At 57.4% G+C, this 16,267-nt stretch carries 17 protein-coding genes; all 17 read left to right on the top strand.

The genetic code is table 11. The features are described from left to right. The coding region (locus ACNKH3_RS07155; RefSeq protein WP_417915778.1) for an OmpA family protein at positions 1 to 1,168 on the top strand (1,168 nt) is incomplete at its 5' end. Continuing rightward, complete coding sequence (rlmD, locus tag ACNKH3_RS07150; RefSeq protein ID WP_417915777.1) at positions 1,165 to 2,490, top strand: 23S rRNA (uracil(1939)-C(5))-methyltransferase RlmD; 1,326 nt, start codon at positions 1,165 to 1,167, stop codon at positions 2,488 to 2,490. The genes ACNKH3_RS07155 and rlmD, both read left to right, overlap by 4 nt. A gap of 18 nt (positions 2,491 to 2,508) precedes the next feature. Next, positions 2,509 to 3,078, top strand: coding sequence for a hypothetical protein (locus ACNKH3_RS07145; RefSeq protein ID WP_417915776.1), 570 nt, complete (start codon positions 2,509 to 2,511; stop codon positions 3,076 to 3,078). A 25-nt stretch (positions 3,079 to 3,103) separates the two neighbouring features. After that, the gene (locus ACNKH3_RS07140; protein WP_417915775.1) at positions 3,104 to 4,231 is read left to right on the top strand and encodes a hypothetical protein; all 1,128 of its coding nucleotides are present in this window, start codon (positions 3,104 to 3,106) and stop codon (positions 4,229 to 4,231) included. A gap of 172 nt (positions 4,232 to 4,403) precedes the next feature. Beyond that, entirely contained in the window at positions 4,404 to 6,464 is a 2,061-nt protein-coding gene (locus tag ACNKH3_RS07135) for an HAD family hydrolase (protein ID WP_417915774.1), read from the top strand. Between the two features lie 9 nt (positions 6,465 to 6,473). Continuing rightward, a complete protein-coding gene (locus ACNKH3_RS07130) occupies positions 6,474 to 6,713 on the top strand; it encodes a hypothetical protein (protein WP_420208741.1) in 240 nt (79 codons plus the stop codon). A gap of 108 nt (positions 6,714 to 6,821) precedes the next feature. Continuing rightward, a complete protein-coding gene (locus tag ACNKH3_RS07125) occupies positions 6,822 to 8,960 on the top strand; it encodes an HAD family hydrolase (RefSeq protein WP_420208740.1) in 2,139 nt (712 codons plus the stop codon). 110 nt (positions 8,961 to 9,070) lie between these two features. Next, positions 9,071 to 9,475, top strand: coding sequence for a hypothetical protein (locus tag ACNKH3_RS07120; RefSeq protein ID WP_417916710.1), 405 nt, complete (start codon positions 9,071 to 9,073; stop codon positions 9,473 to 9,475). After that, a complete protein-coding gene (locus ACNKH3_RS07115) occupies positions 9,472 to 10,485 on the top strand; it encodes a potassium channel family protein (RefSeq protein WP_417916711.1) in 1,014 nt (337 codons plus the stop codon). Before ACNKH3_RS07120 ends, ACNKH3_RS07115 begins: the two co-directional genes overlap by 4 nt. Positions 10,486 to 10,541: 56 nt before the next feature. Then, positions 10,542 to 10,994 (top strand): hypothetical protein, encoded by a 453-nt coding sequence (locus ACNKH3_RS07110; protein WP_417916712.1) that lies wholly within the window; start codon positions 10,542 to 10,544, stop codon positions 10,992 to 10,994. A 115-nt stretch (positions 10,995 to 11,109) separates the two neighbouring features. Next, positions 11,110 to 12,246 (top strand): glutamate synthase, encoded by a 1,137-nt coding sequence (locus tag ACNKH3_RS07105; protein WP_420208739.1) that lies wholly within the window; start codon positions 11,110 to 11,112, stop codon positions 12,244 to 12,246. Further along, the gene (locus ACNKH3_RS07100) at positions 12,204 to 13,844 is read left to right on the top strand and encodes a glutamate synthase-related protein (protein ID WP_420208738.1); all 1,641 of its coding nucleotides are present in this window, start codon (positions 12,204 to 12,206) and stop codon (positions 13,842 to 13,844) included. Before ACNKH3_RS07105 ends, ACNKH3_RS07100 begins: the two co-directional genes overlap by 43 nt. A gap of 69 nt (positions 13,845 to 13,913) precedes the next feature. Then, a complete protein-coding gene (locus ACNKH3_RS07095) occupies positions 13,914 to 14,390 on the top strand; it encodes a hypothetical protein (protein WP_420208737.1) in 477 nt (158 codons plus the stop codon). 42 nt (positions 14,391 to 14,432) lie between these two features. Continuing rightward, on the top strand, positions 14,433 to 14,720 hold the full coding sequence (locus ACNKH3_RS07090) for a hypothetical protein (protein WP_420208736.1): 288 nt from the start codon (positions 14,433 to 14,435) through the stop codon (positions 14,718 to 14,720). Continuing rightward, a complete protein-coding gene (locus ACNKH3_RS07085; RefSeq protein WP_420208735.1) occupies positions 14,689 to 15,045 on the top strand; it encodes a hypothetical protein in 357 nt (118 codons plus the stop codon). Before ACNKH3_RS07090 ends, ACNKH3_RS07085 begins: the two co-directional genes overlap by 32 nt. Beyond that, the gene (locus tag ACNKH3_RS07080; RefSeq protein ID WP_420208734.1) at positions 15,045 to 15,410 is read left to right on the top strand and encodes a type II toxin-antitoxin system VapC family toxin; all 366 of its coding nucleotides are present in this window, start codon (positions 15,045 to 15,047) and stop codon (positions 15,408 to 15,410) included. Before ACNKH3_RS07085 ends, ACNKH3_RS07080 begins: the two co-directional genes overlap by 1 nt. Further along, a complete protein-coding gene (locus tag ACNKH3_RS07075; RefSeq protein ID WP_420208733.1) occupies positions 15,407 to 16,096 on the top strand; it encodes a Fic family protein in 690 nt (229 codons plus the stop codon). Before ACNKH3_RS07080 ends, ACNKH3_RS07075 begins: the two co-directional genes overlap by 4 nt. Positions 16,097 to 16,267: the final 171 nt, after the last annotated feature.

Here is a 16,267-nt window from a genome sequence, read left to right as displayed (position 1 = left end):
CCAGCTCAAGGAGAAGTCTGCCGGACTGGAGGCGCAGATAGCTGACTTGCAGGCCGGAGCGGAACAGCTCAAGGCCGCGCAGGACAAGGCCGCCGCTTTGGAGGCCGAACTGAAGGCGGCGCAGGAAAAATTGACCGCAGCCCAGAATGCCCAGCAGCAGACGCAGGAGGAAACCGGCAAGCTGGCCGCGCTCGAAGCGGAAGTCGCCGCGCTGAGGAAGAGCGTGGAGGAGAAGGAGGCAGCTCTCGCGCAGGCTCAGGCGCAGGCGGCGGAGCTGGCCCAGCTCAAGGAAAAGTCTGCCGGACTGGAGGCGCAGTTAGCTGAACTGAAAGCCGGAGCGGAACAGCTCAAGGCCGCGCAGGACAAGGCCGCTGCTTTGGAGACCGAACTGAAGGCGGCGCAGGAAATATTGGCCGCAGCCCAGAATGCCCAGCAGCAGACGCAGGAGGAAACCGGCAAGCTGGCCGCGCTGGAAGCGGAAGTCGCCGCGCTGAGGAAAAGCGTGGAGGAAAAGGAGGCAGCACTGGCTCAGGCGCAGGCTCAGGCGGCGGAAATAGAAGCAGGCAAGGTGAAAACCGCTGAATTGGAAGCGAAGATCGGCGCGCTGCAAGCCGAACTGGAGGCTCTCGGAAGCAAGACGGAGCAGGTCGCGCAGGAGCAAAATCAGGCCCGGCAGGAGAAAGCTGAAACATCTGCTCAGGAGCAGCAGGCCCCGGCGCAGCAGACAGCGGACAGCGACGGCGACGGCATTGCCGATGCGGACGACCTCTGCCCAGACACTCCGGCTGGCACGGCGGTCAACAAAATGGGCTGCCCGGAGACGAGCAAATCCATCGTTCTGTCTGGCGTGAATTTTTCCCTTGGCACAGCGAATCTGACCGAAGATGCGCAGCAAAGCCTGGCTGCTGCCGCCGCATTGCTCAAAGAGGCCGCGCCAAATCAGAAATTTGAGATCGCGGGTTACACGGACAGTTCCGGCAACCCGGAGCGGAACCGGATCGTCTCTGAGCGGCGGGCTGAGGCGGTGCGCAATTTCCTTGTCCGCCAAGGCATCAAAAAGGAGCTGATGGTCAGCAAAGGCTACGGCTCCGACAATCCGGTGGCTGACAACGGCACGGAAGAAGGCCGGGCGAAAAACCGGCGGGTCGAGCTGCATCTGCTCGATTGAACAGCGTAATGCAGCCTGAGACGCACCGCGTCCGCATCGAAAAAATCATCGCGGGCGGCAGCGGCTTGGCCCGCACAGCAGCCGGACAGGTGATCCTGTCCGGCTTCACGCTGCCCGGCGAGTTGACCGAGCTGCGCGAAGTCAGGCGGAAGTCCGGCCACATTGAGGCGGAGCTGGGGCAGCTGCTGGAGCCGTCGGCGGAGCGGGTGCCGCCGCCCTGCCCGCTGTACGGCGACTGCGGCGGCTGCGATTTGCAGCACGGCAGCTACGCCGAGCAGCTGCGGATCAAACAGGCCATTGTCACCGAAACGATGCAGCGGGCGCATGTGCCCCTGCCTGCGGGTGGCGTGGAAGAGGTGCTGCCTTCGCCGCAGCAGTGGGGATACCGCCACCGCTTGCGGCTGAAGATCAGCCCGGACGGCCAGCTCGGCTTTTTCAGGAAACGAAGCAACGAGTTTGTCGCGGTCAACTGCTGCCTGACAGCGGCGGCGGGCATCAATGCTGCCGTGGCAGAATTGGCGGCCAGCCGCTGCCTGCGCGGGTTGGCGGACGAGGCGGAGCTGCTGCAATCGCCTGCGGACGGGCAGATCACGCTGGTGCTGCCGCTTCGGGAGAAGCAGCGGCTTGCTGAGGAACGCCTGCGGCAGATTGCTGCCTGCGCCAACATCGCCCACATCGGCAGTAATGTAGGCAAGGTCTTTCAGCCGCTTTATTCCCGCGACAAGGCCGCGCCGCTGGCGCAGGAAATCGTCCTGCCCAAACTGGGAAAAAGCTGCGTTCTTTCATGGTCAGGCGGCTGCTTTTCGCAGGTCAATCCGGGGCAGAATGCCCGGCTGATCGCGCTGGCCTTGGAGCTGGCCGGGGATGTGCGCGGCAGAAGCGTGCTGGATTTGTACTGCGGCATGGGCAATTTTTCCGTGCCCTTGGCCTTGGCGGGCGCGACGGTGACAGGCATTGAAGGCAGCCCGGAGAGCGTCCGCTGGGCGCAGCGCAACGCCGAGGATGCCGGAGTCGCGGTCCGCTTCTCTGTCGCCGATGTGTCTGAAAGTCTGCGGCGGCTGGTCAAGAAACAGCAGCAGACGGACATCATCCTGCTTGATCCGCCGCGAGCAGGAATCGGCCCGGCAGCCGCGCTGCTGCCAGAGCTGCAAGCAGAGAAGATTATTTATATCTCTTGTGACCCTGCCACGCTGGCCCGCGATCTCCGCAGCCTCTGCGGCAGCGGCTATACGTTGCGCTGTCTGATTCCTGTGGACATGTTTCCGCAGACGCATCATATAGAGACGGTCGCGCTGCTGACGAGGACAGGTAAATGTCAATAGTTTTCCAAAAGGACGGACATGAAATTCGTAAAGAGATTTTTCCAAAAAAAGGATGTTGAAAAAGAAGATGAATCAATTGAGGATTCAGTTGTATTTGTATTGGAGTTTCTTGATAACTATATGGTTGATTTTGTTCAAAGTCAAATTGAAGAAAATAATAAAGAGTCTAATAATATAAAAATACACACAACGATAAGTGCTTTGTTTTCGTCATGGTATTTTACGAAAAATGTTAATAAGGCTACAAAAAAAGGAAATGTTATAAAGTTACCAGATAAGGTCAAGAATACTATTGATCAAGTTTTTGCGGCAAAATCTTCTTTTCTTTTAGATCATTATTGCGAAAAAGAACCATGCCTATTAGATAAAAATGAAAGGCAATCATTTCTTGAGCAAACATATGATATACAAAGAGATAAATTAATTAAATATCAAGAAATTATATACTCTATGACGGAAACCGAAGACAGGTTGACATATGGAGACAATTTAACAAAAGCCGTTGCATTTGATTTGTTTGGCGAAAGATTTATCGATCCATTGCTAAAGATGATAATTATTACAGTGTTGAATACTCAATATCCTTAATTTATCAAGAAGCAATAACAATATAATGATTACCTCAACAACATTCACCCCCTCCGGCCTGCCCGTGCTCATCGGCTCGCTGCCGCTTGATGACCACCAGCAGGCACTTGATTGGATATTCGCCGCCACGCCTGAGATTCCTCTCTGGCCGCAGCTGCCCGGCAATCCCCTTGAGCAGATGATGCCTCAGTTTGCCGAGGGCATTCCCTGCATTCACGAGGAGCACCTGACTTCGCCGGAAGGCCGCATCCTCTTCGACACCAGCGGCCCGGACTTCGAGGCGCAGCAGTTAGCCTTCTACGAGGATTACATGGCCGTGCAGGAGCAGCCGGACACGCTGGCCGCCTCGCGCTTCCGGGTCAGCCGCGAGCGTGCCGAGGGCCTGTATCAGTTTGTCGAGCATCTGCAAGCTGACCGGGCCGCGAGCCGTCCAGCCGCCGTGAAAGGCCAAGTGACCGGCCCGTTCACCATGCTCACCGGCATCAAGGATAGGCTGGGTCGGGCGGGTTATTACGACGAGACAGTCCGGGAAATGGTGGTCAAGGGCATCGCCATGAAAGCTGCGTGGCAGGCGAGTTTCCTGTCTGCCAGCGGGCTGCCGGTGATTGTCTTCATTGACGAGCCTGCGCTGGCCGGGCTGGGATCGTCGGCCTTCATCTCGGTGGACAACGCGGCGGTGCAGGAGATGCTCAACGAGGTCGCCGAGGCCATCCACGCGGCAGGTGCGCTGGCCGGGCTGCACGTCTGCGCCAACACCGAGTGGGAGCTGCTGCTCACGTCCAAGATCGACATCCTCAGCTTTGATGCCTACAGCTTCTTTGACAAGCTGGCGGCCTTGGGCGCTGAACTGCACCGTTATCTCGACCGGGGCGGCATCCTTGCCTGGGGCGGCATCCCGACCGGCAACGCGGCGGACATCGACAAGGAGAGCGCAGACTCGCTCGCCCAGCTCTGGGAGGCGCAGGCGGCGCAGTTGGTCAAACCGGGCCGCGATCTGCCCGCGCTGCTTCGGCAGATGCTCATCACGCCAAGCTGCGGCACCGGCTCACTCAGCCGCGCCCGCGCCGAGAAGGTGCTGGATCTGACCAAGGCGGTGTCGGCGCAGCTGCGGGCGAAGTATTTTCAGGGAAGTGAAATGATGCCGCCGTCATAAACGGCGGCGGCTGTCTGCGTCAAATCTCATGAAGATCAGGAAAGATTTTTCACCGGATTTCCTGCGCCCGCTGCAAAAGATGAATGCAGCTGCATAGCTCCTGCGCACTCGATCAGCCGCGCCGACCAGTGCGCTTGGCCCGTATTTCAACGAGCTGAACAAAAGCCAGCCAATGACGATCAGGCAGTTTTATTCCATCACTGCGCTGCTGCGTGAAGGCCGCGCCTTGGCCGCCGCAGCGGACACTGTCAGCTTCGACCTTTTTGACACCTTGCTGATCCGCCGCATCCATGACCCGGACATGGTCAAGCCTGCGGTGGCGCGATATATCAGCAACCGTGCCGCCTGCATGGGCATCAGCACAAGCTGGCCGCAGATCATGAAGCTGCGCAATGCTTTTGAAAAAGAGCAGCGGCAGGAGACCGGCCTGCGCTTTGCCGATCAGGAGGCACATTATCCCGACTACATGGACCGGGTGATTGAGGCTGTGTTCGGCCCGCAGAGCGATGATAGGCTGCTTCAGGAGGTGACGGACTACGAGCTGTCCTTGGAGAATGCCGTTCTTGTGCCCCGCGCCGAGCTGGCGGCTTGGCTGAAGGAATTGAAAGCGCAGGGCAAGCGGCTGCTGATCGTCTCAGATATTTATCTGCCCGCCAGTCATCTGGAGCGGCTGGTCGCGTACGCCGGGCTGCTGGAACATGTTGACGCAGTGGTTTCCTCGGCGGACACGTTCTTGGCCAAGGCTTCCGGCCTCGCTTTCCCTCTGCTCAAGGAACGCTTCTGCCTGAGTTATGACCGCTGGCTGCATGTTGGCGACAATCCCATATCCGACGGCCTGCGCCCGCAGGAGCACGGCATCCAGGCTCTTGTGCTGCGCGACGGCAGGGAAAAGCTGCGCAAGTCCTTAGCCAAACGCTACTGCGAATACTCCCTCAGCCAGCCTTTTTACCGGGGCCGCGCCCTTCAGCAGCTCATGCTGCCGCTGGAGGCGGAGAACATTCCCCGCCATCCGCTCTATGTGCAGGGCTTCAATGTCTTCGCCCCGCTCTTCGCGGGCTTCATTCACGGTGTGGCCGAGCACTGCCTGCGCTCGGAGATCAGGCGCATTTATTTTTTCTCCCGCGAAGGCTGGCTCTTCGAGCAGATCTGGAACGAGGTCGCGCCACGCATCTTCGCCGGAGCCGAGCTGCCCACGGTTTCGTATCTTTACGTCAGCCGCATGGCCTTGGCCCCGGCGAGCTGCGCTTATGCCGGATTGGACCGCGAGCACGCGGACATCGTCTTTTTGCCTGCGGGCAACCGCGATTTTCGAGATGTCTGCCGGGTCTTCGGCTTGCAGGCGGAGCCATTCATGCCCTATTTGGCCAAGCATGATCTGACGCAGGAAACTGTGCTTTCTCCGGCGCATGAAGGCTTCCTCATGGAGAACCGCTTTCGTTTCAACGAAATGCTGGAGGAGGAAGAGGGCTTTCAGGCCGAGGTGCGGCGGCAGACGCTTCCGGCCAATCAGGCGCTGATGTATTATCTGGAGGAGCAGGGCTTTTTCGAGCAGACCGACGTTGCGCTCGTGGATATCGGCTGGCTCGGCACCATTCAGCGTTTCCTGCATCGGGCCATCGCCCACCGCAAGGATGCGCCCCGCTGCTGCGGCCTGCTCTTCGGAGCCAGCCGGGGCATTCCGTACCCGGAGACGCTGCGCAATCAGCTGCGCGGCATAGTCTATGACCGCGACCGCTTCGATGCCGCCGCCTCGGCCCTGCTCGCCAACCTTGATTTGTTTGAGGAAATCTGCCGCGCTCCGCATCCGACCCTCAACGCCTACCGCTTAGCGGACAACGAGGCGGGTTATGAGCTGGTCTTCCGCCGCAGCGACGACGCTGCGGCAAAGGCCGAGCAGGCGCACAGCGAGCAGTTCCAGCCTTTGCAGGAAGGCATCCTTGCGGGCGCGAAGCAGTACGGCACAGCCGCCGCCCTGCTCGGCTTCACTTTCGCCGAGCTGAAGCCTTGGCTGAACTATCTCCTGCTCACCCGCCTCGCCTTCCCAAAAACCAGCGAAATCGAGGCGATCCGCCAGCAGCAGCATTTGGACGACTTCCACGGTCAGCATCAGGCCAAAAAACTGCCGCCCGGCCCGCGACGGCTCTGGGACTGCTCCACTCTCATGCTGCGCTGGCGGCCCTTTCTGCGTACCGAGCTGTTTTTCCGCCAGATCCGGGAGCGGCTGAAAACCTGAACCTGTCTCATGAAAGAACAATTCATCACCGGCAAAAACTACGATCTGGGCGCAGGCGAAATTGGGCGGATCATCCGCACTCTGCTCTGCGGCAAACTGATCCCGCTGGGCAATCTCGGCGGCGGAGCGCGGCTGCGCGGCCTGCTCGTGCTGCTGATCTCGCACCGGCTGGGCGGCATCATTTTTCCCCTGCTCGTCCCCTTTGAGGACAAACTGCACCGGCTTCGCCTGCGGCTCAAGAGGCTGTGAGCGATTGCTTCGCCAAAGCGGAGACCTTCCGCCTTTTTCGGACAGAGTCATTGCAGCACACCCTGCACTTTATGGTAAAAAGTGTCGCAACAGGAGCGGCAGACAGCAATGAAATGGCAGCAGACAGCAGCAGGCCGCAGCATGGTCTGGATCATCGGCAAAGACTCTCCCAGTCAAATCTGCCGCTTTCTCAAACAGCAGGCCGAGGACGGCGTGCTGCTGTTCTGCTTTGATTATTTCGACACCTTGGCTGTGCGCGAGGTGGAGCCGGAGCAGACCAAACAGCTTGCCGCCCGCCTGCACAGCTTCCTGCTCCATGACCTGCTGCCGCCGGAGCAGCTCTACCACATCCGGCAGCAGATCGAGCGCGAGCTGTCCGAGCAGAACGCCGCCGCAGGCAAGGAGCTGGAGTTTTATCTGTCTGACTTCGCTCCAGTTTACCGCCTGCGCCTGCGGGAGCTGCTCGGCAATGTTGCGCCGCTGCGGAACGTAGCTGAATTCACTCGGCTGGTCATGGCGATGGAAACCGCTGTTGAAACAGCGGTGCAGCAGTCCTGCGCCGAGGCCGTCAAGGTGCTGGACTGGCTGCGGCAGCAGGGCTTCCGCACCGCGTTGGTCTCGGATTTCTATCTGCCGGGCCGGTGGTTCGAGCAGATGCTGGACAAGCTCGGTCTTGCCGGGCAGTTCGAGTGCGTCTATGTTTCCGCCGACTGCGGCCTGGCTAAAAGTTCCGGGCGGCTGTACTGGAAGGTCTGCCGTGATTTCAGCCTGACAGCCAAGCAGGTGCTGATGATCGGCGACAACCCGCATTCAGATCTGTTCCGGGCGCAGGAGAAAGGGCTGCGCTGCCTGCATCTCCGCCATCCTAAGCAGCAGGCATTCTACGCGCAATGGCGGCCTGAACACCTTGCCGCGCCCAAGCGGGTGCGGCAGCTCTTCAACGAGGCGGCGGCGCAATCCGGCCTGTTCAAGGAGATCGGAACCAGCCTCTGGCTCTTCACGTGGAAGCTGCTGCGCGACGTGCAGCAGCGGCAGGTCCAAGATGTTTTCTTCCTTTCCAAGGAAGGAGAATTCTTGAAAAAGATCTTCGATCTGATGCAGGAGGAGCTGTTTGGCGGCGGCAGCATCCGCAGCCATTATCTGATGGTTTCGCGCAAAGCCACTTTTCTTCCCTCGCTCAGGCCCTTGGAGGAGGAGGACTTCCGCCGCCTTTTCTATCAGTACCGGGACATCTCGCCCCGCGATTTTCTTCTCAGTCTGAACATTGAGGAAGGCGAGGCCGCCTCCCTCTGCGCCGAGGCCGGGGTGGATTTCCAAACCCGCCTGCCTGATCTCGCCAGTCAGCCAGTTTTTCGCCAGCTGCTGGAATGCGCCCGCTTCCGCCAGCTCTATGAAGTCCGCCGGAGCAGCCAGCGGCGCAATTTTCTCGCCTATCTTGACTCCTTTGGCGTGCCGTATCAGCGCGACGGTCTGACCATAGTTGATGTCGGCTGGAAAGGCACCATTCAGGACAACCTGCGCCACATCCTCGGCGGCCAGACAGCGGTGCGGGGCTATTACATCGGCCATCTCAACGCCGCGCCGCAGGAGGAGAGCAATCGCAGACTGGGCCTGCTTTTTGACAACACCCGCCCGGAGCTGCCCTTTTTCAATGTCTACAACAACAACCGCTCGCTTTTCGAGATGCTGCTCGGCGCCTCGCACGGCAGCGCGGACGGCTATTTCACCGCCGAGGAATTTGCCTGTCTGCCTGAAGGTCACCGCCGGGAAATCCGGCAGCGCATCCCCTTGGCCCAAGGCGAGCTGCTGATCGCCGCCTTGGACATGCCGGAGGAGCGCGCCCTGTTCAAGACGAAAATCGCGCCGATTCAAGCGCAGGTTTTTGCTGAAGCGTCGCGGCTCAACCGCGCTCTGCTCCGCACCGGCTGCGAGCCGCCTGATGCCGAGTGGTTCGCCCGCCGCCATGCCCGCATGGTCTTCACGCCCCGCCGCAAGGAGATAGAATTCTTTGAGCGGCTCTATCATCTGGAAAACTTCGGCGTGTTTGAATACACCGACTTCCGCACGGACGGCCCGCTCCCGCTGCTGGAGCGCTGGCGCAACTTTGTCCGCCTGCGCAAAAATCCGTCCATGCTGGAGTCCGGCATCTGGCCGCCGATCATCCTCCGGCGGCTGGGGCTGGACTTCTACCGGCACATCAACGGGCCGAGGCGGCATTGGCGGGAATTCGTCAGGCCGAGGAGGTAGGCGGCGGGCGGTTTTTCTGTTTTCGGGAGCGCAAAAACGTGGTAGGCTTGCCTGCAAGGCATTTTTCGCCAGAAACAAGCCATCTTGCATCTCAGGAAAAAAAGCGTATAATGACAGCAGGCAGAACCGCCGCCGGGCGGAACGTCATTGCCATGCTCCTCGCCGCAGGCTGCATGGTCGGCTGCTCGTCGGAGCCGCCGCCGTTTGAGGCGAAATACCTTTCGCCGGATCAGGTGCTTGTCGTTTATCAGGATAGAAAGCATGTTCTCAACCGGCACGGCGGTGCCGCGCCGGTTCCGTTCACGTACCGCTTTGAAGAGGACGGCGATCTTGACCTGCTGATTGACGGCAGGAGCTATGAAGTGGACAGCCCCTACGACCGAGACCGCAGCCGGAAAAAAATAAAAACGGCGCGGCAAAAGGTTGCAGCTCCACAAAAATCAGCTCCGGCAAGGAAAAGCGTTTCAGCTGGCAAAAGCGGGACTTCTTCCCAAGCCGCGAAAGCCCGGCGATGAGGCGGCGGCTGAAGCAGCTTTATCTGTTTCTCCTGCGGGAGAACCTGCTCTACCTGCTGGCTGTTGTTTTTGCGCTGGTTCTCTGCTCAAGCATTTTGATCAGCCTGCTTGAAGCGGACATTTCTTTTGCTGACGGCATCTGGTGGAGCAATGTCACCATGACCACAGTGGGGTATGGCGACATTGCTCCGCACAGCCAGGGCGGACGCATTGTCGCCGCTGTCATCATGTTCTGCGGCATCGGCCTGCTGGGCACTCTCAGCGCCAGCTTCGCCGCGCTGCTGATCAGCAGGAAAATGAAGGAGAACAAAGGAATGCTGCCGTCATCCGCGACCGGACATGTCATCATCTGCTCGTGGAACGAGCGGGCCAAAGCGATTTTGAAAGAGCTGCGGGCTGACGCGCAGACTGCGGACAGTCCGGTGGTGCTGGTGGCTGAGATTGAGGAGAAGCCGGTTGACGATCCCAATCTCTTCTTCATCCGGGGAGCGGCGGACGAGGAGGCGCTGCGCAAGGCCAATCTGCCCGAAGCCAAGACGGTCATTGTGCTGGGCGACGATCAGGCCGACCCGGCGGCCCGCGACGCAAAAACAGTGCTCACTGTCCTGACCATCGAAAGCATCAACCGCGATGTGTACACGGTGGTTGAGCTGATGAGCAAGGCCAACGAGCAGCACTGCCGCTGGGCCAACGCCAATGAAATCATTGTCAGCAGCGAGCTGAGCAGCCATCTGCTTGCCAGCGCGGCGCTGAATCATGGCATCAGCGGGATTGTGGCCGACCTTCTCAGCCGCCAGCGCGGCCATGAGCTGCATTCCATGTCTGCGCCTGCAGAACTGGCCGGAAAAACATATCTTGAGGTGCTGGTCGCCATGAAGACCAGCAGAAACGCGACCGTGATCGGGGTGATGCAGCGCGGCGGCGGATTTGTCTCCAACCCTGCCGCTGATTACCGTGTCGCGGAAAACGATCTGCTGGCAGTGATCTCGGACGAAAGGATCAGAACATGATTCCAGTCTGAGAAAAAGGCTGCGGCAGAACGGTCGGCAAGGAGGGAGGAGGCACCATGCTCAGTCATGAAACACAATCCGCCGCCGACGCGGGACAGACCCTTTCCGGCAAAGCGCCCAGTGCCAGCCAGCTCTGGAGCGTGATCGAATTTTCCCGGCAGTTCCCTGATCTGACCATGTGCCTGGTCGCTGATCTGCACAACGCCGGGCAGGCCGACGGGCGGAGCAGAAAGCAGATCGAGGCCGCGCTGGAGGAGCTGCGCTTTCCGGCTCTGTCAGCCTTTGATCCACGGGAGCAGCGGCAGAAAAGGCAGCCGGAGCCGCCTGCGCCAACCGCTGCTCCGCCAGAGGAAATCGACCTTTTCGCCGCAGGACGGCTGCTGCCAGACACGCCGCCCCCGTCCCGGCGGCAGGAAAAAAAAACACTCTGGCGGCATCTGCTCAGTCTTTTCAGCGTCGCCGCCTTCCTTGTCTGGTTTTTCCCCCTGCGTCTCCTCCCGCCGCTCTGACCGCGCTTTCTGTTTGACAGCTCGCAGTTTTCTTTGTACTGTCAAGTCTTTTTCCGCCGGAAAACGAACCGTCCGGCCTTATGCACATCCAGCATCGAATTTCCGGGAGTCATTTATGTGTCGATTAGCCCTGAAAACCGCAGACATACCCTTTTCCCCCTACGAGGTTCTGACCGGCATGGAAGCCATGCAGGAGGGATATGACGGCAGCGGCCTTGGCCTGCTGCTGCGCGGGGTCAGCTTTGCGGATTTCAATTACAAAAAAGAAGAGCACCTGATTCTGTCCGGCATCGCCCACAGCGAGGCCGCTTTCCGGCGGCTGCACCAGCACATGGAGGAGCGCGGCTTTGAGCAGGAGTATGACCACCAGTTCAAGGTCAACTCCGCCCTGATTGAGGCCAAAGACCGTTATCAGTACATCGTCCGGGTTTATAAAAAACCGCAGGGGATCAGCGAGGCGGAGCTGGAAGACCGGCTGATGCAGACCCGGCTCTTTCTGCGCAAGGACGGCGAGCAGCACGGCGGCGATCTGACTGTGTTCTCCTTCTGGTCAGACGTGATCATGATCAAAGAAGTAGGCTGGCCGTTAGACATCGGCGACGCGCTGGGTCTAAACGACAACCGCATCAAGGCGCGGGTGGTCATGGCGCAGGGGCGGCAGAACACCAACTACGGCATCAATCTCTACGCCTGCCATCCCTTCTTCATTCAGGGCATCGCCACGATGACCAATGGCGAGAACACCGCCTTCATCCCGATCAAAGAATGGCTCGAAGGCAAACGGATTCCCGGCTACATGGGCTATCAGTCCGACTCCGAAGTCTTCGCCCACATTCTTCATTACGTGACCAAGAAGCTCAATCTGCCGCTGGCCTGCTACAAGCACGTCATCACCCCGCTGAAGACCGAGGAGCTGAACAGGCATCCGCAGGGCGAATTCCTCAAGGGCCTGCGCACCGCCTGCCGCCGCCTGATCATTGACGGGCCGAACGCGGTCATAGGCACGCTGCCAGACGAGAGCTGCCTGCTGGTCATGGATCAGAAGAAGATGCGGCCAGCCACAGTCGGCGGACGGCCCGGCGCATGGGCCATCGCCTCGGAGATGTGCGGCGTGGAAGCCCTGATTCCTGACCGCGACCCCAGCCTTGACTTCCAGCCCATGCGCGAACACACCGTCATCATTCCCCCTGACAGAAAGGAACTTCAGATATGGTCTCAGTTCGATCAATTTACACTCAGCCAGGCAGCCTGACCTACAGCGACCTGCCTTGGATTATCCAGCACCGCGAAGACCGCTGCACCCTTTGCGGCCAATGCACGGCGGTCTGTCCAAAGCAGGCGATTTACCTGACCTACCGCAGGCAGCGCGTGCCCAAGCTGGATATCCTCCAGAAGAAGCGCGGCAACGACTACCGCCATTTTGTCGGCATCCGCCAGAATACGGACATCGCCAAAATGTGCATCGGCTGCGGCATGTGCTCTTCTGTTTGCCCGAACGAGGCCATAGGCCCGGTGCCGAACAGCAACGAGCACCGCTCGCGCTTCCACATGGATGAGAAGGGAGATGCGTGGAAACGCGGCGGACGGCGCAATGTGCCGGGCAAGACCATTCTTGACCGCATCGCCTTTGACCGCATTTCCATGCTCACTGACCCGGCCCTTGATGCTGGGCGGCATGAGTTCAACATCAACACCATTTTGGGCCGCATTCTGCCGCCGGAGGAGTTTCTCCGCCGTCAGCAGGCAGGCGAATGGATTCCGCCGACCCGCGAGATATTCCCCTTCGTGATCGGTTCGATGTCCTTTGGCGCGCTTTCGCCGAACATGTGGCTGGGCTTGCTCCAAGGCGTGGCCTACTGCAACGAGGTGCTGGGCATTCCCGTTGTCATGGCCACTGGCGAGGGCGGCTGTCCGCCGTGGGTGCTGCGCAGTCCGTTCCTGAAGTACATCATCCTGCAAATCGCTTCCGGTTATTTTGGCTGGGATGAGATCATCCGCGCCATCCCGGAGATGCAGTGCGACCCGGCGGCCATTGAAATCAAATACGGCCAAGGCGCGAAGCCCGGCGACGGCGGCCTGCTGATGTGGTTCAAGGTCAGCAAGCTGATTGCCCGCCTGCGCGGCGTGCCGGAAGGCGTTGACCTGCCTTCGCCGCCCGTGCATCAGACGCTCTATTCGATTGAAGAAAGCGTCATGAAGATGATCCAGACCATGTCTATGGCCTTTGGCTTCCGGGTGCCGGTTTATCCGAAGATTTCCGGCTCCACTTCGGCTAAGTCCGTGCTGAACAATTTGGTGCGTAATCCCTACGCGGGTGCGCTGCTGATTGACGGTATAGACGGTGGCACCGGCGCGGCCTACAACGTGTCCATGGACGCGACCGGCCACCCGATTGCCTCCAACCTGCGCGAATGTTATCTGGATTTGGTCGCCCAAGGCCGCCAGAACGAGATTCCGCTCTTTGCCGCAGGCGGTGTGGGCAAAAACGGCAACGTCACCCAGAACGGCATGGCCCTGATCATGCTCGGAGCGTCCGGTGTGCATGTCGGCAAGTACATCATGCAAGCCTGCGCAGGCTGTCTTGGCAACGAGATGGGCCGCTGCAACGTCTGTAACACCGGCATTTGCCCCAAGGGTATCACCAGTCAGAATCCCAAGCTCTACCGCAGGCTTGACCCGGATGATGTCGCCCAGCGCGTGGCTGATGTCTTCTCGTCCATAAGGATAGAGATGAAGAAGATCATGGCTCCGCTGGGCCGCTCGCAGAGCCTGCCCATCGGCATGTCCGATGCGCTCGGTATTGATGACGCGGATGCGGCGCAGCGGCTGGGGATTAAGTATATTTGTTAGGGGGAAACAGCACGTGCGCTGCGGCAACGTGGCGCACGAACAAACAACCTTTGCAACAGCAGAATCGAAATGAAAAATATTATTCTTCAGGATTCAAAATACCAAGAACAAGTGATTGAATATCAGTTCTTGTCTGAATTAATGTTTTCCTTGTCGAAACATGATAAAAAGCTCGAAATAATGCGTGTTCATACCGATTCTTTTGGGTATGATTTGATATTGAAGGTGGATCAATCTGTTAGATTTATCCAATTGAAAAGCAGACATATCGAAGCAGTAACTCAATACTGGGATGTGCATAAATCTCTTTTGGAAAATCCAAATGGCAGAGTTGTCGTTATTCTTTTCAATATTAAAGAGGACACGATTGTGCTTAATTATAATTTTCTCCCACTGCAAGAATATCAATCCAGCATCCAGAAGCCTCCTCGATACAAAAAAGACGCTTATATACATTGTGAGGTGAGTTATAGCAAGTTAGACAAAAATAAAACTATCAATGAATTGTCACAATGGCTATTTTTTGATAGTAATTATTTACGCTAACTATGTAAAATACCGCGAAAATAAATAGTATAGCTTATAATCATGACTCAGCTCATAGTTAATTCACCAAGCGCATCACATGTCAAACCACTGATTCAGGCTGCGCTTGATCATGAAATCCGTCTGCTTCAGATGGGCATTGAAAAAACAAAACGTCGTCTCCGTCATTTCGAGGAACTGTTTAAAATAGAAACATTGAATTTTTATCAAGCGTTCCAAGCGGGGGATATGGGCGATGAAGTGGAATGTATGAAGTGGGCTGGAGAATACGAAACGCTGCTTCAGTTTGAGGAAGATTTTGCTCAAATCAGAGGGATTCAGGTGTGCTGATCGACGAATATTTTCAGCAGATCAAGCAGGAAGTCAGCAACAGACGAAGAGTGCCACTGTGAATGCTATTGCTCAAAAAATAATTGAAGATATAGAAACATTGCCTCCAGATCTGCAGGAAGAAACATTTAATTTTGTGCAATTTTTAAAAAGCAAAGTAATTAAAAGCGATTGCAAGCTAAAACGAGCAGAGCCTAACGGAATTGCCTTGGCTCAATTGATGAAAGAGGCTTCAGAAAAGAATCTGTTTTTTCATATTGAAAATCCGGCTGAATGGCAGCGTGAAATACGCAAGGAACGCTCCCTGCCGGGGAGAGAAAGCTGATGCTGCTGGACAGCAATATCATCATCTATTCTTTTCATCCTGAATTTCAGGAACTGCTTCAAGCATTCATCTCCAGTCATGAATGTTGCTGCTCTATTATTAGCTGTTTGGAAACATTGGGGTATCACAAACTGTCAGATGATGAGAGATATTATTTGCAACGTTTTTTCGACACAATTACTGTGTTGCCCGTAACTCAAGTCATCGTAAGCACGGCAATCGCAGTCCGGCAGCAGAGAAAGATGTCGTTAGGTGATGCATTGATTGCCGCCACCGCCCTTGAGCACCGCCAAACTTTGGCAACACGGAACGCGAAGGATTTTGATTGGGTAGAAGGGTTAAAGATCGTTGATCCGTTGGCATGAAAGACTCCCTCTGGCACATGCAGCCCAACAAAGCCAAGGCTCTCGTGCTCGCCAAACGGATGCTGCCGGAGTTCATCTGCGATGCGGTCAACTTGGAGGGAATCAATTACACCCTTCCGGAGATACAAACCCTGCTCGACGGCATCACGGTTGGCGGTCATAAAGTCAGTGATCAGCAGGTTGCGCTGAATCAGCATCAGGCGTGGCGGCTTTTGTTTCAGTTGATTGAAGAAGATAAATTTGCCGTCACTGCGGAAATAGCCTGCGCCATTCATGCGCTGGCTGCCAAGGATGATGCTTTAGAATGGGGCAAGTTTCGTTCCGGCGGCGTGACGATTGCGGGAACAGCGTATATGCCGCCTTCAGCAGACAAGTTGCCGGAGCTGTTTGCGCAGATGATAAAGGACGTGGAGAAGCAACCTGACATTTACGATCAGGCGATTTTCCTTTTCCTGACAATGGCGCGGCACCAGGTTTTCTATGATGTCAACAAGCGCATGGGCCGTTTCATGATGAACGGGCTGCTCTTGCAGAACGGATTTCCGGCGATCAATCTTCCGGCCAAGCGGCAGTTGGAATTCAATCAGCTCATGCTGGCTTTTTATGACAGCGGCGACCAGCGGCAGATGAACGCTTTTCTTCGTTCCTGTTTGGATGAGCGCGTCATTCAGATTATGAATGAATAAAACCAGCCATCCGGCATTTTCTGTCCATAACACGGATTTTATATTATGACTGAACAAGCAAAAAAGACTGCAATCATACGCGGCAAGGATGCCAACGGCCTGCGGCTGACATCCAAAGTTTTTGAAGAAGAAGTGCGCGGCGCGGCGGCTGACGCGGACGAGCTGCTGCTG

Origin of the sequence: Candidatus Electronema sp. JC, assembly GCF_048287365.2 — a bacterium.
Lineage (GTDB): Bacteria > Desulfobacterota > Desulfobulbia > Desulfobulbales > Desulfobulbaceae > Electronema.
This window is presented reverse-complemented; position numbering and strand designations above follow the sequence as displayed.

Bases quoted from the DNA above. Each gene is read 5' to 3' on its own strand.
- ACNKH3_RS07095 (WP_420208737.1), top strand. From the start codon at position 13,914: ATGAAAAATATTATTCTTCAGGATTCAAAATACCAAGAACAAGTGATT.
- ACNKH3_RS07100 (WP_420208738.1), top strand. From the start codon at position 12,204: ATGGTCTCAGTTCGATCAATTTACACTCAGCCAGGCAGCCTGACCTAC.
- ACNKH3_RS07115 (WP_417916711.1), top strand. From the start codon at position 9,472: ATGAGGCGGCGGCTGAAGCAGCTTTATCTGTTTCTCCTGCGGGAGAAC.
- ACNKH3_RS07075 (WP_420208733.1), top strand. From the start codon at position 15,407: ATGAAAGACTCCCTCTGGCACATGCAGCCCAACAAAGCCAAGGCTCTC.
- ACNKH3_RS07145 (WP_417915776.1), top strand. From the start codon at position 2,509: ATGAAATTCGTAAAGAGATTTTTCCAAAAAAAGGATGTTGAAAAAGAA.
- ACNKH3_RS07140 (WP_417915775.1), top strand. From the start codon at position 3,104: ATGATTACCTCAACAACATTCACCCCCTCCGGCCTGCCCGTGCTCATC.
- ACNKH3_RS07090 (WP_420208736.1), top strand. From the start codon at position 14,433: ATGACTCAGCTCATAGTTAATTCACCAAGCGCATCACATGTCAAACCA.
- ACNKH3_RS07120 (WP_417916710.1), top strand. From the start codon at position 9,071: ATGACAGCAGGCAGAACCGCCGCCGGGCGGAACGTCATTGCCATGCTC.
- ACNKH3_RS07105 (WP_420208739.1), top strand. From the start codon at position 11,110: ATGTGTCGATTAGCCCTGAAAACCGCAGACATACCCTTTTCCCCCTAC.
- ACNKH3_RS07130 (WP_420208741.1), top strand. From the start codon at position 6,474: ATGAAAGAACAATTCATCACCGGCAAAAACTACGATCTGGGCGCAGGC.
- ACNKH3_RS07135 (WP_417915774.1), top strand. From the start codon at position 4,404: ATGACGATCAGGCAGTTTTATTCCATCACTGCGCTGCTGCGTGAAGGC.
- ACNKH3_RS07080 (WP_420208734.1), top strand. From the start codon at position 15,045: ATGCTGCTGGACAGCAATATCATCATCTATTCTTTTCATCCTGAATTT.
- ACNKH3_RS07125 (WP_420208740.1), top strand. From the start codon at position 6,822: ATGAAATGGCAGCAGACAGCAGCAGGCCGCAGCATGGTCTGGATCATC.
- ACNKH3_RS07110 (WP_417916712.1), top strand. From the start codon at position 10,542: ATGCTCAGTCATGAAACACAATCCGCCGCCGACGCGGGACAGACCCTT.